Origin of the sequence: Geomonas silvestris, assembly GCF_014193515.1 — a bacterium.
Lineage (GTDB): Bacteria > Desulfobacterota > Desulfuromonadia > Geobacterales > Geobacteraceae > Geomonas > Geomonas silvestris.
The window spans coordinates 172,924-186,648 of record NZ_BLXX01000012.1 but is presented as its reverse complement, the minus strand read 5'-3'; the positions used below and the strand labels follow the sequence as shown (position 1 = coordinate 186,648).

Here is a 13,725-nt window from a genome sequence, read left to right as displayed (position 1 = left end):
CTCGGTGTTTCCGTGGCTATCCCGGTTTTTCATTTTTAACTACTGGAGTTACCAATGCCTAAATTCATCGAGGGAAAACTCAACGCCGAAGGGATCAAGGTCGGCATCGTGGTGGGCCGCTTCAACAGCTTCATCGGCGAGCGCCTCCTGGAAGGGGCTCTCGATGCCCTGATCCGCCACGGCGCTGACGACAGCCAGACCACCGTGGCCCGGGTCCCGGGCGCCTTCGAGATCCCGCTCGCCGCCCAGAAGATGGCGCAAAGCGGCAAGTACGACGCCCTCATCTGCCTGGGCGCCGTGATCCGCGGCTCCACCCCGCACTTCGATTACGTAGCCTCCGAAGTGTCCAAGGGGATCGCCCACGTATCGCTCGCCACCGGCATCCCGGTCGCCTTCGGGGTGCTCACCACCGACACCATCGAGCAGGCCATCGAACGCGCCGGCACCAAGGCCGGCAACAAAGGTTTCGATGCGGCCATGACCATCATCGAAACGGTTAACCTGTTCAAGGAGATTGACTAAGTTGAGTGCACGTAGAGAAGGTCGGGAACTGGCGCTGCAGGCGCTTTACTCGAAAGACCTGGTCCCGCAGGATGCCAACGCTACCCTGAAGAGGATCATCGAGAGCTTCGCGGAAGGTGAGGAACCGACCCTGGAGGTCCACTCCAAGGCGTTCGCCTTCGCCTCGGAACTGGTGAGCGGCGTGGTCGCCAACATCACCGCCATCGACGAGCAGATCGCCGCCAAGTCCAAGCACTGGAGCATGTCGCGCATGGCACGCGTCGACCTGAACATCCTGCGCCTTGCGGTGTACGAACTCCTGTTCCGTTCCGACATCCCGAAGAACGTCACCATGAACGAGGCGATCGAGGTGGCCAAGAAGTTCGGCGCCGAGGACTCCGCTGCCTTCGTGAACGGCATCCTGGACGAGATCGCCGCCGGCGTGACCGACAAGGAGTAGCCGCCGGAGGTTTCCGGACCGCAGCCGCGCACGCCGCCCAGTTGGCGGCAGCTTCCGGCCTGCCGGCGCGCGGCTGCCCTGCAGCACCCCTGATATCAGATTGCGAGGGAATATGAAAGAGATCAAGGTAGGCCTTTTGGGGTTTGGCACCATCGGTGCCGGTGTCGTGAAGCTTTTGAAAGAGAACGCCTCCCTCATCGAGGAGAAGACCGGCGCCCGCATCACCTTAAAGGCGCTCGCCGACCTCGACATCACGACCGACCGCGGTGTTGACGTAAGCGGGATCCACCTCACGAAGAACGCAGACGAGATCCTTGCCGACCCGGAGATCTCGGTCGTCGTCGAGCTGATCGGCGGCTACGAGCCGGCGCGCAGCTTCGTCCTGAAGGCGATCGCCCACGGCAAACACGTCGTCACCGCCAACAAGGCACTTCTGGCCGTGCACGGCGACGAGATCTACGCCGCGGCCCGCGCCCAGGGGGTCGAGATCCTTTTCGAGGCCGCGGTGGGCGGCGGCATCCCGGTCCTCTCCGCCATCAAGGGGAACCTGGCGGCGAACCGTTTCTCCACCGTGCTCGGCATCGTGAACGGTACCTGCAACTACATCCTGACCCGGATGACCCAGGAAGGGGCCGACTTCACCGAGGTGCTGAAGAGCGCGCAAGAGATGGGGTACGCCGAGGCCGATCCGACCTTCGACATCGAAGGGGTCGACACCGCGCACAAGCTCTGCCTGCTGTTGTCGCTGTGCTTCGGGACCCGGGTGAACCTGAAGGACATCTACTCCGAGGGGATCACCTCCATCTCCGCCGAGGACGTCAACTTCGCCAAGAGCTTCGGGTACCGGATCAAGCTTCTCGCCATCGGCAAGCGTGACGGCGGCCAGATCGAGGCGCGCGTGCATCCGACCATGATCCCCATCGACTATCCGCTCGCCGACGTGCACGGCGTCTTCAACGCCATCAGGCTCACCGGCGACTTCGTGGGGCCGGTGATGTTCTACGGGCGCGGGGCTGGTCGCGACGCCACCGCGAGCGCCGTGATCGGCGACGTGATGGATCTCGGGCGCAACATGGAGGCCGGCATCTCGCGCCGCGTGGCACCGCTGGGCTTCCTGGACCAGATGGTGGCCGAGTTCCCCATCAAGCCCATTGGCGACGTCGTCACCAAGTACTACATCCGTTTCCAGGCCGTGGATCGTCCCGGCGTCCTGGCGCGCATCGCCGGCGCCCTGGGGGCGAGCGGCATCAGCATCGCCTCCATGGTGCAGAGCGCGCGCTCCAGCGACATCGTCCCCATCGTCATCATGACCCACGAGGCCCGCGAGGCAGATATACGCAAGGCTCTGGCCGAGATCGACGGCTTCGACGTGATCCGCGAGAAGAGCACCTTCATCAGGATCGAGGACAACCTGACCTAAAACCGAAAAATCAGCACACGGATTGCGCGGAAACTAGCGGATATAACGGAAGAACAAAAAAAGACCTTGGGGGATAAACCCAGGGTCTTTTTTGTTTCAGCTCTGTTATCCGGCCACGCAGCAGCCTTTGTTCTTGAAGTACACCTCAGGTTTAGGCCAATTACCTCATCCGTAGACATCCGTCGCACATTCCGCTCAATCCGCGTCTAAAGGTTTTGACGTTGTTTTAGCTTGTTACCCCTTCTCGTACTTCTCCACCACGGCGCGGTAGTGCTCCTCGAGTCCCTTCTGCGCAGCGGCTTCGGCGCGCTCGTAGGCTTCCGCGATGCCGTCCCTCACCGACTCCGGCAGGACCCTCTCCGCCAGCGGGTAGAGGATCTCGTCCTCCTTGGAGATGTGCTCCCGCAGAAGCTCCAGGTACCCCCGGGCGTTGGCGACGATGGCGTCGTTTTGGTCCGGCTCGCCCTTGAGCGCCTTTCCTGCCGCCTCTTCCATCGCTTTCACGTAGGAGCGCCCCAGGTCGTGCTCCATCAGCATCGCGGCTACCGGGCTGTTGGCCCGCGGCATCCCGTTGGCTACCAGAGCCTCGAACAGGACATCTTCCTCCTTGGCATGGTGGAAACGGTCCGCGTAATTTCTGATGAAATCCACCCCGTCCAGGTAAAACTGGTAGTCCATGAAGCTACCTGCCTCGGTGAGCCGCGCATTCTTTTCCAAGAGCGCCAGCATCCTGAGGATCAACTGGTGCTCGTCTTTCAGCCTCTGGGTGATGTCCCGTTTCATGTCCCTAGCTCCTTCTTTCCCCGTTGATCCCGATTACCGCGGTCTCCAGCGCGATCTCCTTGCCGGAGAGCTGCAGAGCCTGACGCACCATCATGTCCAGGCCGCGGCAGCAGGGGACTTCCATGATCGCCACGGTGACGCTCTTCACGTTGTTGACCCGGAAGATGGTGGCGAGCTTCTCGACGTACGGGGCGGTGTCGTCCAGTTTCGGGCAGGCGATGGCGACTGCCTTCCCTTTCAAGAGGTCGCTGTGGAAGCTCCCCAGCGCGAAGGCCACGCAGTCGGCGGCGATCAGGATGTCGCTGTCCTGGAACCAGGGGGCGGTGGGGGGAACCAGGTGCAGCTGCACCGGCCACTGACGCAGTTCGCTTGCTGCCTTCTCGGTGGAGGGGGCCTGTGCCGTTTCGTTTCTCTCGATGATCCTTGCTGCGCTACCGGGGCAACCGCATGCCGAATGTGCCATGATGAATCTCCTTGTTCGTTTATTGTGTTGGTTTTGCAAGTGATTTGAAAGCGTTTCGTTTAGTTTATGCTGTCCAGGTACTGGTTGATTTCCTGCTCGATTGCTTTTTCCTGTTCGGGGGAGAGACCGTGGATCGAGACGACGTCCTTCAAGAGGCAGATGCCGACCTTGCAGGTAACGCAGCCGATCTCGTAGCGGTTCAGGATCTCACCGATCTGCGGATACTTCGCCATCACGTCCTGTATTGCCGTTTCGCCCAACCCGTTTTTGAATTCCATCTTGTGTCTCCTCCGTCGTTCTTCGATGATCCTACGATAGCGCGTCTGGCTCTATTTGTTTATGACCTGGGTCAAAAATCTTCGATTGTTCAACTACCTGAAGTGCCCTGCTGTTTTTCACTGCTTCGATGAGGTGAGCATAGAGCCTGTACGGGAAAATGATTATGACCTGCGTCAAAAGATGCATCATTGGCCCAAAACGGTGAAAAACCATAAAAGTGTGGAGATTGATTGACCTTTTCCCTGAATTGCGTAAACTGGTGGCGTAAAAAATGCTCTGAAAGGGGGGAGGAAGATGGAACCGGAACTCAGAACGCAGATCGAGGAACTCGAGCGGTCTTTGCCGCCGCTACCTCCCGAGCAGTCGCAGCAACTTGAGGAGGCCGCCCGACAGCTCGCCCTTTCCGGCATTGCCGAGCGGGTCCTGAAGGCGGGCGGCCAGGCCCCCGACTTCACCCTTCCCAACGCGGTGGGAAGGCCGACCAACCTGGAACATGCCCTGGCGCGCGGTCCGGTTTTGGTCACCTTCTACCGCGGTATCTGGTGTCCCTACTGCAGCCTGCAGCTGCGTGCCTACCAGAAGATCCTCCCCGAGATCATGAGGCTGGGCGGCTCGCTCATCGCGATCTCGCCGCAGAGTCCCGACAAGTCCCAGGCGACCTTGTTGAAGAACTTCCTGATGTACGAGGTGTTGAGCGACCAGGGGAACCAGGTGGCCCGGCAGTTCGGCCTGGTGTACCAGGTACCCGAGGCGCTCCGCCCCATCTACACCTCGCTCGGCACCGATCTTCCCGCCTACAACGGCGACGATTCCTGGGAGCTTCCCATCCCGGGGACCTTCCTTATCGGTCGCGACCGGCGCATCCTGCTCTCCTACGCCGACAGCGACCCGAGAAACCGCCTGGAGCCCTCCGCCATCGTGGAAGCACTGGAGGTTGTTGCCGAGCATGGCGGAAAGAGCTGAAGCCATGGCAACAAACAACGGCTTTAACACAGAGGATCACAGAGGGAGCGGCGAGAGGAACACAGGGGAAACCCACGAAGGCTGAATCTGAAAAAGCAGGTAGCCTGGTGCACGTTTTCGGACACCAAGGGTAGGGGGGCAGGTTTGGCTCTGAAGTGGGGGATCACTCTTCCGCATATTTCGCGAAGCTCAGTGCTCCTTTCCACAAAGCAGCGCGGCAGAACCAGCGTTCCCCACTTTGGAAAAGGGGGGGCAGGGGGATTCGCTTCTGAGTGAGCCCCCATGCATCAAGGAGAATTATGTGCGCTAAAAGAATCGGCATCCTCACCGGCGGCGGCGACTGCCCCGGACTAAACGGCGTCATCCGCGGCGTGGTCCGCTCCGCGGTGCGCCGGGGCTGGGAAGTGATCGGCATCGAGGACGGCTTCGACGGCTTCCTGCACCAGGAGAAGTGCCGCCTGCTCAACCTCGAAGACGTCCGCGGGATCCTGCCGCGCGGCGGCACCATCCTCGGGACCACCAACCGCGGCAACCCCTTCTCCTTTCCCATCATGAGGGAGGGTAAGGTCGAGCTGGTGGACGTCTCGGACGAGGTGGTCTCGCGCATCGAGATCCTGGGGATCTCCGCCCTGGTCGTGGTCGGGGGGGACGGCACCCTGAAGATCGCGCTCGAGCTCATGAAGCGCGGGGTCCCCATCGTCGGGGTCCCGAAGACCATCGACAACGACCTCTTGGAAACCGACGTCACCTTCGGCTACAACACTGCGCTGGAGACCGCGACCGACGCCCTCGACAAGCTGCACTCGACGGCCGAAAGCCACCACCGCGTCATGGTGCTCGAGGTGATGGGGCGCTACGCCGGGTGGATCGCGCTCGAGTCGGGGATCGCCGGCGGCGCAGACGTCATCCTCATCCCCGAGATCCCCTACGATATCGAGCGGGTGGCCCAGGCGATCGTGGAGCGCGGCAGGCGCGGCGGGCGCTTCAGCGTCATCGTGGCCGCCGAGGGGGCCTACCCCAAAGGGGGGAGCCGCGTGGTGAAGGAAGCGGCCGGCGGGAAACAGGTGGTCGAGCGGTTGGGCGGGGTAGGGGAGAAGATCTCCCGCGAGCTGGGCGGGGTCCTCGAGATGGACGTCCGGGTCACCGTGCTCGGGCACCTGCAGCGCGGCGGCTCGCCCTCCACCTTCGACCGCTGCCTCTCCTCGCGCTTCGGGGTCCAGGCCGTCGAGCTCATCGAGGCGGAAAGCTTCGGGCAGATGGTCTGCCTCAAGGGGCGCCAGATCTGCTCCGCCCCCATCGAGGACGCGGTGCGCCAGTTAAAACTCATCGACCCGGAAGGGGCCCTGGTGCGCCACGCCGAGGAACTCGGCATAATGCTTGGACGTTAAAGATAAGTTGACTTCGACCAGCCGCTGCCTTAGACTGCACAAAATTCCCCTGTCGGCCTTTCCGGGCCGCATCTTCGGGGTGAACGAGGTGGCACTGTTATGAGAAATCCATTGGTCGGGGCCAACCGGAGCCAGCTCTACGCGCTCATCGGTTTCTTCCTCGGCACCCTGGCTCCCGTCGGTTGGAACGTGCTGCGCCTGGCCCTCTTCGCCGACCCTTCCCTCCCGCTGGTTTCCCAGATCTTCACCGAAATGATCCAAACTGCCCAGGGTATGGCGCTCTACGCCTACATGGGCTTCGGCACGGCCTGCGTCCTGGCCATCCTGGGCTACTTCATCGGCGGCGCCGCCGACGAGCTGCACAAAAGGGGGCAGGAGCTCGATTCCCTGGTGCACGAGGTGAACGCCCAGAAAAAGCTCTTCGAGAACCGCTACAAGGTGCTCGACAACAACATCAAGAACTTCCACAAGATCGGCTCCAAGATCCAGAAGAGCATCCGCAAGGACGACGTGCTCGCCCTGTGCGTCGAGGGGCTGCACGAGGTCCTGGGCTACGAGCGGGTGAACGTCCTCATGGCCGACGCGGAGCGGAGCGAGCTCTACTTCGCGGCCTCCGCCGGCAACGACACCGCCGTGGGCCCCGAGGTCACCATCCCGCTGGACGCCCGTTCCGGCGTGGTCTACAAGTGCTTCCGCGACCAGCAGGTCCACTTCATCGAGGACGTCAGCCAGTATCCCGCCGATTACCTGTTGCAGGCCCCCTTCGACATGATCGAGCCGTTGCGCTCCTCCTGCTTCATCCTCTGCCCCATCGTCCTCAAGGGTGAGACCATCGGGGTCTTCGGCCTCGACAACAAGAAGAGCCACCGCTCCCTCAACGATACCGACGTCGACACCATCCGCCTCTTCGCCGACCAGGCGGCCGCGGCGTTCTTGCGCATAAGCCTCCTGGCCTCCATCGACCAGCTCACCCTCGAGCTCGGCAAGACCTTCACCGAGCTTTTGAAGAACCGCGAGGCCTACTCCCGCAACCTCTTCCGCCTGAAGAGCGCCGCCGATTCGCTTGCCAACGGCTCCCAGAAGATCGACGCCACCGCCCACGGCGTCATGGAGTCCGTCGATTGCGCCTCGGTCGCGGCCGGGCAGATCTCCATCGCCACCGACCAGATCACCGGCAACATGGATGCGCTTTCCGACTCGGTGTACAAGTCGGTCTCCGCCATGGAGGAGATCGCCTCGACGCTCAGGCAGGTGGAGCGCAACACCTCGCTCTCTCACGGGCTCTCCACCAAGGTGAAGGAGCACGCCGAGCAGAGCCGCGAGGTGGTGCGCGAGACCGAGCAGTCCCTGGACGACATCCAGCGCTCCGTCGAGCTCTCCTTCGAGGGGATCAAGCGCCTGGGAGCCAACAGCGGCCGCATCGAGGGGTTCGTCTCCGTCATCAACGACATCACCAAGCGCACCAACCTGTTGGCCCTAAACGCCTCCATCATCGCGGCCCAGGCCGGCGAGTACGGCAAGAGCTTCGGCGTCGTGGCCGACGAGATCCGCAACCTCTCCCTGCAGACCGGGCTCTCCACCGGCGAGATCACCGGGATCATCGACGAGATCATGACCGAGTCGCGCATCGCCGCCGACAACATCATGGCGACCAAGGAGCTGGTGCGCAAAGGGGTGAAGCTCGGCACGCTGACCAGCGCCTCTTTGGAGAGCATCCTCGAGAGCGCCCAGGAGGCGTTGGAGATGACCCGGCAGATCAAGCTCGCCTCAGAGGAGCAGTCGCGGGCCGTGCAGTCGGTGAGCCAGTCGATCGAGAACGTAAGCTCCATGACCATGCAGATCTTCAAGTCGTCCAAGGAGCAGGCGATGGCGACCAAGAGCGTGGCGCGCTCCCTCGAGGACGTGAAGGGGATGAGTCACGCCATGGCCGATGCCGCCGGCCGGCAGACCGTCGATGGAGCCGACATTCGGGCCGCCGTCGAGTCCGTCACCAAGATGGCCGATGCCATCTTCGACGGCATGGAGAAGCGCCAGGAGGAGAGCGGCCTGGTAGTGCACGAACTGGAGTGCATCAGGGCGAGCGCCGAATAGCGCAAGAAGAGATACCGGCAGCAAGCGTCCCCCTTTCGCAGCATGCGGAAGGGGGTCTTTCTTTGGGGACTGGCTCCGCCAAGTGACTCGCCTTGGTTCCCCCTGGAACAAAACGAACCGATTTCGCCACGGAGCCGCGGAGGGCACGGAGAACAGCCAAACCCGAGGTGGACCGTCCGACGAAGCACAGCCAAACCCGACGAGCACTGTTCCACGAAGCACAGCCAAACGAGGTGGACTGTTCCACGAAGCACAGCAGGAGACTCCGCGTTCCCCCCTTTGCGAAGGGGGGGGCAGGGGGGATTTGCTTTTGTCGAGGAAGCGATCTTTAGCCAACAAAACCGCTTAAGTACCTTCCGGGGAGGCATTCTCTTTAGCCCACAAAAGCGCCCACACGTTTCCCACTTTGGAAAAGGGGGGCCAGGGGGGATTCGCTTTTTGTGAAGAATCGCCCCCAGCAAGCCTGGAGCAGTTGGGAACCGACCCAGCGCAGTCGTTTTAAAAAATAGTGGACTTGTCCCCAAATTTTGTGGTAGCTTTCTAACCGTGTTTTGGCCCGCTATACCTTAAGTGGAGCCGCAAAAGAAACACGACAATATCACGACATACCGCCTGGATTCGCGACGAACCGGTACGGGAAGCGATAGCTGATGATTAGTGTGTGTGCACCGCAGGTGCGCGCTCGCCCTCAGTCAATGACGTCTTCCTCGTGAAGGCGTTTTTTTTTGTTGTATACCGAAAGCCCCGTTGAGGGCACTCCGGCCTCGCAGTAACCACTTCGCAGGCCTGGAGGAGGGCGAGGAGGGCCAAGGCGCTCCCCCCTACATCACGCAAGCTGGAGCAGCTAACCATGCAGAAGCAGAAGACCGTTCTCGATTTCCAAAAGATGAAGGCCGCCGGGGAACGGATCGGCGTCCTCACCTGTTACGACTACCCGACCGCCCTCATCATGGACGGCTGCGGCATCGACATGATCCTCGTGGGGGATTCGGTCGGCGTCGTGGTTGCCGGTTACGACAACACCCTGCCGGTCACCATGGACGAGATGATCTACCACACCCGCGCCGTGATGCGGGCGCGCCCCAAGGCATTCGTGGTCGCCGATCTCCCCTACCTCTCCTACCAGATCGACCTGGCCAGCGCGCGCTTAAACGCCGGCCGCCTGGTCAAGGACGGCGGCGCCGCCGCGGTGAAGCTCGAAGGGGGCGCGCACGTGGCCGACACCATCTCCGCCATCTGCGACATGGACATCCCGGTCATGGCCCACATAGGTCTCACCCCGCAGTCCTTGCACCGCATGGGTGGCTTCAAGGTGCAGGGGAAGGGCGAGGAGCAGGCCGACCGGATCTTCCAGGACGCCCTCGCCGTCGAGAAGGCCGGCGCGTTCTCCGTGGTGCTCGAGGGGATTCCCATGAAGCTCGCCCAGCGCATCAGTGCCGAGCTCAGCATCCCGACCATCGGCATCGGGGCCGGCCCGCACTGCGACGGCCAGGTGCTCGTGCTGCACGACATCCTGGGGCTGTGCAGCAAGTACTCCCCCAAGTTCGTCAAGCGCTACGCCGACCTGGGCCCGGTCATCTCCGAGGCGGTGGCAAGCTACATCGCCGAGGTCAAAGCAGGTACTTTCCCCGAGGAGAAACACTCGTTCTCATGATCCTGATAGATACCGTAGCTAAGATGCAAGAGTTCGCCCGGGAGCACCGCGGCGAGATCGCCCTGGTCCCCACCATGGGGTACCTGCACGAGGGGCACGCCTCCTTGATGCGCGAGGCGAAGAAACGCGCGCCCATCGTCGTGGCGAGCATTTTCGTGAACCCGACCCAGTTCGGCGTCAACGAGGACCTGGACAGCTACCCCCGCGACCTGGAGCGCGACAAGCGCGTGGCCGAGGCCGCCGGGGTCGGCGTCATCTTCGCACCGACCGCAGCCGACATGTACCCGGCCGGCTACCAGAGCTACCTGAACGTCGAGGAGATCACCAAAGAGCTCTGCGGCGCGAGCCGTCCCGGGCATTTCCGCGGCGTCACCACCGTAGTCGCCAAACTCTTCAACATCGTGGTACCCAAGGTCGCCATCTTCGGGAAGAAGGATTTCCAGCAGCTCGCCGTGATCCGGCGCATGGTGCAGGACTTCAACATGGACCTGGAGATCGTCGGGATGCCCATCGTGCGCGAGGCCGACGGCCTGGCCTTGAGTTCCCGCAACGCGCGCCTGAGCGAGACCGAGCGCGAGACGGCGCTCTGCCTGTCGCGCTCCCTCAAGGCAGCCCGGGCCGCCTTTGCCGCCGGGGAGACCTCCGTCGCCCAGCTGCGCAAGGTCGCCCTCGAGCCTATCGAGAAGGAGAGGGCGGCAGAGCTCGATTACCTGGAATTTCGGGATCCGGATACCCTGGCTCCCTTGCACACCGCAGATAAAAGGACGCTGCTCGCACTGGCGGTGCGGGTCGGCACAGTACGACTCATCGACAACTGCATTCTTGGGGAGGAATAGAAGATGGATAGAAAGATGCTGAAGAGCAAGATTCACCGCGCGACGATCACCGGGGCCGACCTGCACTACGAGGGGAGCATCACCATCGACCTCGATCTGATGGAGGCCGCCGACATCATACCCTACGAGGCGGTCTGCGTCTGGGACGTGAACAACGGCAGCCGGCTCGAGACCTACGCCATCGAAGGCGAGCGCGGTTCCGGCGTCATCTGCCTCAACGGCGCCGCGGCGCGCCTGGTGGCCCCCCAGGACCTGGTCATCATCGCGAGCTTCGTGAACATGTCCGAGGCCGAGGCCCAGGTTCACGAGCCCAAGCTCGTCTTCGTGGACGAGAAGAACCGCATGCTGCCGACCAGGAAGGAAGAGGCCGGCCAGGGCAAACTGAAGAGCGTGCACTGGAAGAACTAACCAAGTCCAGTAAAAGGCTCGTCCGGGAAGTCCGGGGAAGCGTTGGTAACGGATGACAACCAACACCTGCCGTTGGCCTCACGTTCCCCCCTTTGCGAAGGGGGGACAGGGGGGATTTGCCTTTGTTTGGCAGTTAAGCGACAACTACAGAAACAGAAAAGCCCGGGCAAATGCCCGGGCTTTTCTGTTTGGGGTTTGGTGGAGGTGGTGGGAGTCGAACCCACGTCCGAAAGTCGTACACGAAAGGCGTCTACATGCTTATACCTGTATTTAATTTAACCTCTCAGGACTCCACAGGCCGGGATTCAAGAGAGACGGTCCCGCTAGATTTCGCCCTTGAGCCGCAGGCACTCTCAAGAACTATCCCACTAAATGACGTTCTATCCCCACCCGTGGGAGAAGCGAGGTAGAACGTTAGCAGGTTATTAAGCTGCTAAGGCGTATTCGTAGTTATCGGCGTCTAAATCGCCCCGGTTTGTTTAACGAGCCAACCGGACCTCGGCATGCAACCTTTGCTTCTTACCCCCGTCGAAACCTTTACACCCCCAATAAACTGTTAATCTCTATCCCTGTTCTGACGCCCGCGCTCTTTAAGAGCCACCTGGACGTCGCGCTTCATGTCGTTCTGCTTCAGGGTCTCGCGCTTGTCGTAGTTCTTCTTCCCCTTGGCTAACCCAAGCTCTGCTTTTACCTTGCCTTCCTTGAAATAGATCCTCAAGGGGATCAGCGTGTATCCCTGCTCCCGTATCTTGGAGAAGAGCTTCAGGATCTCTTTCTTGTGCAGCAAAAGCTTCCGCATCCGGTCAGGATCGTGGTTCTGACGGTTGCCGAAGTCGTAGGGGCTGATGTGCAGGTTGTGCAGGTAGGCCTCGCCGTTCTTCACGATGGCAAAGGAATCGTTCAAATTCGCCTTGCCGCCGCGCAGGGACTTTACCTCGGTCCCCTGCAGCACCATGCCGGCCTCGTAACGCTCTTCGATGAAGTAGTCGTGGAAGGCCTTCTTGTTGTTGCAAATCAGCTTCTCGCCCATAGTCAACTGATACTACCAGAATAGCCTTGAAATGAACAGGGCTAAAAAGGCGGGGTACGCGGACGCGGCGTGGAGCGCCCGGCCAGGTAGACCTGCTCGAGACGCCCGTGCTCCAGGAGTGCCGCGGAGATGTCGGATCCCGCCTGCTCGAGCCCGGAGAAGATCAGGAAGTCGCCCCGCTTGCCGGCCTCCAGGGTTCCCAACTCCCCCTCGAGCCCGAGCGCCCGTGCGCTCCCCCGCGTCGCCATGGCGATTAGTTCCGCCGGAGTGAAGGCGTCGGGGTCGCTCTCCCTTAAGAAGTGGATCTCGTCCCACAGCGAAAGCGAGTCGTTGCTCGCCAGGGAGTCGGTCCCCAGGGCGAGCGACAGGCCGGCGCTCTTCAACAGATGGTACGGGGCCTTCCCCACGTTGAGCCGGTCGTTGCTGCGCGGACAGAGCACCACGGTGACGCCGCGCTCCTTCAATACGGCGACATCGGCCGGGGTGACCTGCACGGCGTGGATGGCCAGGGTCTTCTGGTCGAGCACCCGGAGCTCTTCCAGGTAGCTCGTCGAGGTAGCCTTGCGAGGCGCCGGGAGGTACTCGTCCCAGTGGGCCATCGGGTACATCACCTCGGCGATGGGGCCGGTGCTGTCGAACATGAAGGAGACCTCTTCCTTGGACTCGGAGAGATGGATCGCCTTCGGTATGTCGAGCCACTGCGCGAGCCGGTTCAACTCGAGCATGAGCTCCTGGGAGACCGTGTGCGGCGTGTGCGGCGAGATGCCGGGGAGGAAGTTCCCCTTGAGCGCCTGCAGGCTTGCCATGAGCCGCTTCAAGAGCGCCTCGCCCTGCACCGGATCCTGCCCGAGCCCTTCCAGGAAGAGCCGGCCGGTAAGCGGCGAGGCCTCGTAGAGGTGGGCGAGCGAGAAGTCGCTGAGGATCTCGCCGATGGCGGTGGTGCCGGACTCGATGCACAGGCGCAACCCCTCGCGCACCGACTGCTCCAGTTCTTCCGGGGTGAGCACGCGCCGGATCTTCACCACCTGGCGGATCCACTCGACGTAGGTCTTCGGGAGGTAGTCGAGGTCCTTGCGCACCTTCCAGGCCGGAAAGTGGGTGAGCTCCAGGTGGGTGTGCGCGTTAACGAGCCCCGGCATGATGGCGCAGCCGGGGAGATCGACGAGCTTGGCTCCGCTGGGGGAGGGGAGTTCGGCCACCGGACCGGCCGCGACGATGCGGCCGTTCTCCACGGCGATACCGCCGCCGGCTATGGGTGGCGAGGCTATCGGCAGCAGATAGGATGCGGTGTAGATCTGCATGGCAGGCGCTCCCTTGGTTAGTCGGTGAGAAGGCTTCGTCGGTGCCACTGTAGCATAGCCGAAGAGTTTGACAATGACCATTGATAAAGTCAAAAGCATTACCCACAGGGGACACGGAGGGACACAGAGGAAAGGCAAGAGGCACTTA

Annotated in this window: 14 protein-coding genes and 1 other RNA gene; 9 read left to right on the top strand and 6 right to left on the bottom strand. The window is 62.0% G+C overall.

Features of this window, described 5'->3' with window-relative positions; genetic code table 11:
* Positions 1-54: 54 nt before the first annotated feature.
* The 3 genes from ribH (at position 55) to GMST_RS17620 (ending at position 2,381) form a co-directional block, all read left to right on the top strand.
* The gene (gene ribH / locus GMST_RS17630; protein ID WP_183356014.1) at positions 55-522 is read left to right on the top strand and encodes a 6,7-dimethyl-8-ribityllumazine synthase; all 468 of its coding nucleotides are present in this window, start codon (positions 55-57) and stop codon (positions 520-522) included.
* A 1-nt stretch (position 523) separates the two neighbouring features.
* Positions 524-961 (top strand): transcription antitermination factor NusB, encoded by a 438-nt coding sequence (nusB, locus tag GMST_RS17625; protein WP_183356013.1) that lies wholly within the window; start codon positions 524-526, stop codon positions 959-961.
* 112 nt (positions 962-1,073) lie between these two features.
* Positions 1,074-2,381: a homoserine dehydrogenase gene (locus tag GMST_RS17620; protein ID WP_183356012.1), complete on the top strand. Its 1,308-nt coding sequence runs from the start codon at positions 1,074-1,076 to the stop codon at positions 2,379-2,381.
* Positions 2,382-2,615: 234 nt separating this feature from the next.
* Here the strand turns inward: GMST_RS17620 and GMST_RS17615 are convergent, their stop codons facing one another.
* Genes GMST_RS17615 through GMST_RS17605 form a run of 3 tightly spaced genes read right to left on the bottom strand, consistent with a single transcriptional unit; the run spans position 2,616 to position 3,905 of the window.
* A complete protein-coding gene (locus GMST_RS17615; RefSeq protein WP_183356011.1) occupies positions 2,616-3,164 on the bottom strand; it encodes a hemerythrin domain-containing protein in 549 nt (182 codons plus the stop codon).
* A 4-nt stretch (positions 3,165-3,168) separates the two neighbouring features.
* Complete coding sequence (locus GMST_RS17610) at positions 3,169-3,627, bottom strand: iron-sulfur cluster-binding oxidoreductase (protein ID WP_183356010.1); 459 nt, start codon at positions 3,625-3,627, stop codon at positions 3,169-3,171.
* Positions 3,628-3,686: 59 nt separating this feature from the next.
* On the bottom strand, positions 3,687-3,905 hold the full coding sequence (locus GMST_RS17605; RefSeq protein WP_183356009.1) for a hypothetical protein: 219 nt from the start codon (positions 3,903-3,905) through the stop codon (positions 3,687-3,689).
* Between the two features lie 295 nt (positions 3,906-4,200).
* On the opposite strand from GMST_RS17605, the gene GMST_RS17600 reads away from it, so the two are divergent.
* From GMST_RS17600 to panD, 6 genes are all read left to right on the top strand, one after another.
* On the top strand, positions 4,201-4,869 hold the full coding sequence (locus GMST_RS17600) for a peroxiredoxin-like family protein (RefSeq protein ID WP_183356008.1): 669 nt from the start codon (positions 4,201-4,203) through the stop codon (positions 4,867-4,869).
* Between the two features lie 299 nt (positions 4,870-5,168).
* Positions 5,169-6,257, top strand: a complete 1,089-nt coding sequence (locus GMST_RS17595) for a 6-phosphofructokinase (RefSeq protein WP_183356007.1) — start codon at positions 5,169-5,171, stop codon at positions 6,255-6,257.
* A 99-nt stretch (positions 6,258-6,356) separates the two neighbouring features.
* Positions 6,357-8,348 (top strand): methyl-accepting chemotaxis protein, encoded by a 1,992-nt coding sequence (locus GMST_RS17590; RefSeq protein ID WP_183356006.1) that lies wholly within the window; start codon positions 6,357-6,359, stop codon positions 8,346-8,348.
* 850 nt (positions 8,349-9,198) lie between these two features.
* The gene (gene panB, locus GMST_RS17585) at positions 9,199-10,002 is read left to right on the top strand and encodes a 3-methyl-2-oxobutanoate hydroxymethyltransferase (RefSeq protein ID WP_183356005.1); all 804 of its coding nucleotides are present in this window, start codon (positions 9,199-9,201) and stop codon (positions 10,000-10,002) included.
* A complete protein-coding gene (gene panC, locus GMST_RS17580) occupies positions 9,999-10,838 on the top strand; it encodes a pantoate--beta-alanine ligase (RefSeq protein WP_183356004.1) in 840 nt (279 codons plus the stop codon). The genes panB and panC overlap by 4 nt, the downstream gene beginning before the upstream one ends.
* Before the next feature lie 3 nt (positions 10,839-10,841).
* Positions 10,842-11,246: an aspartate 1-decarboxylase gene (panD, locus tag GMST_RS17575; protein ID WP_183356003.1), complete on the top strand. Its 405-nt coding sequence runs from the start codon at positions 10,842-10,844 to the stop codon at positions 11,244-11,246.
* A 196-nt stretch (positions 11,247-11,442) separates the two neighbouring features.
* Here the strand turns inward: panD and ssrA are convergent.
* The 3 genes from ssrA to GMST_RS17560 all read right to left on the bottom strand — a co-directional run bounded on the left by ssrA (position 11,443) and on the right by GMST_RS17560 (position 13,577).
* Positions 11,443-11,793: a transfer-messenger RNA gene (ssrA, locus tag GMST_RS17570) on the bottom strand.
* Positions 11,794-11,802: 9 nt separating this feature from the next.
* Positions 11,803-12,276, bottom strand: coding sequence for an SsrA-binding protein SmpB (smpB, locus tag GMST_RS17565; RefSeq protein ID WP_183356002.1), 474 nt, complete (start codon positions 12,274-12,276; stop codon positions 11,803-11,805).
* A 41-nt stretch (positions 12,277-12,317) separates the two neighbouring features.
* On the bottom strand, positions 12,318-13,577 hold the full coding sequence (locus GMST_RS17560) for an amidohydrolase family protein (RefSeq protein WP_183356001.1): 1,260 nt from the start codon (positions 13,575-13,577) through the stop codon (positions 12,318-12,320).
* Positions 13,578-13,725 lie beyond the last annotated feature (148 nt).

Coding starts and splice junctions, on each gene's coding strand:
- ribH (WP_183356014.1), top strand. CDS start 55: ATGCCTAAATTCATCGAGGGAAAACTCAACGCCGAAGGGATCAAGGTC.
- GMST_RS17620 (WP_183356012.1), top strand. CDS start 1,074: ATGAAAGAGATCAAGGTAGGCCTTTTGGGGTTTGGCACCATCGGTGCC.
- GMST_RS17615 (WP_183356011.1), bottom strand. CDS start 3,164: ATGAAACGGGACATCACCCAGAGGCTGAAAGACGAGCACCAGTTGATC.
- GMST_RS17610 (WP_183356010.1), bottom strand. CDS start 3,627: ATGGCACATTCGGCATGCGGTTGCCCCGGTAGCGCAGCAAGGATCATC.
- GMST_RS17605 (WP_183356009.1), bottom strand. CDS start 3,905: ATGGAATTCAAAAACGGGTTGGGCGAAACGGCAATACAGGACGTGATG.
- GMST_RS17600 (WP_183356008.1), top strand. CDS start 4,201: ATGGAACCGGAACTCAGAACGCAGATCGAGGAACTCGAGCGGTCTTTG.
- GMST_RS17595 (WP_183356007.1), top strand. CDS start 5,169: ATGTGCGCTAAAAGAATCGGCATCCTCACCGGCGGCGGCGACTGCCCC.
- GMST_RS17590 (WP_183356006.1), top strand. CDS start 6,357: ATGAGAAATCCATTGGTCGGGGCCAACCGGAGCCAGCTCTACGCGCTC.
- panB (WP_183356005.1), top strand. CDS start 9,199: ATGCAGAAGCAGAAGACCGTTCTCGATTTCCAAAAGATGAAGGCCGCC.
- panC (WP_183356004.1), top strand. CDS start 9,999: ATGATCCTGATAGATACCGTAGCTAAGATGCAAGAGTTCGCCCGGGAG.
- panD (WP_183356003.1), top strand. CDS start 10,842: ATGGATAGAAAGATGCTGAAGAGCAAGATTCACCGCGCGACGATCACC.
- smpB (WP_183356002.1), bottom strand. CDS start 12,276: ATGGGCGAGAAGCTGATTTGCAACAACAAGAAGGCCTTCCACGACTAC.
- GMST_RS17560 (WP_183356001.1), bottom strand. CDS start 13,577: ATGCAGATCTACACCGCATCCTATCTGCTGCCGATAGCCTCGCCACCC.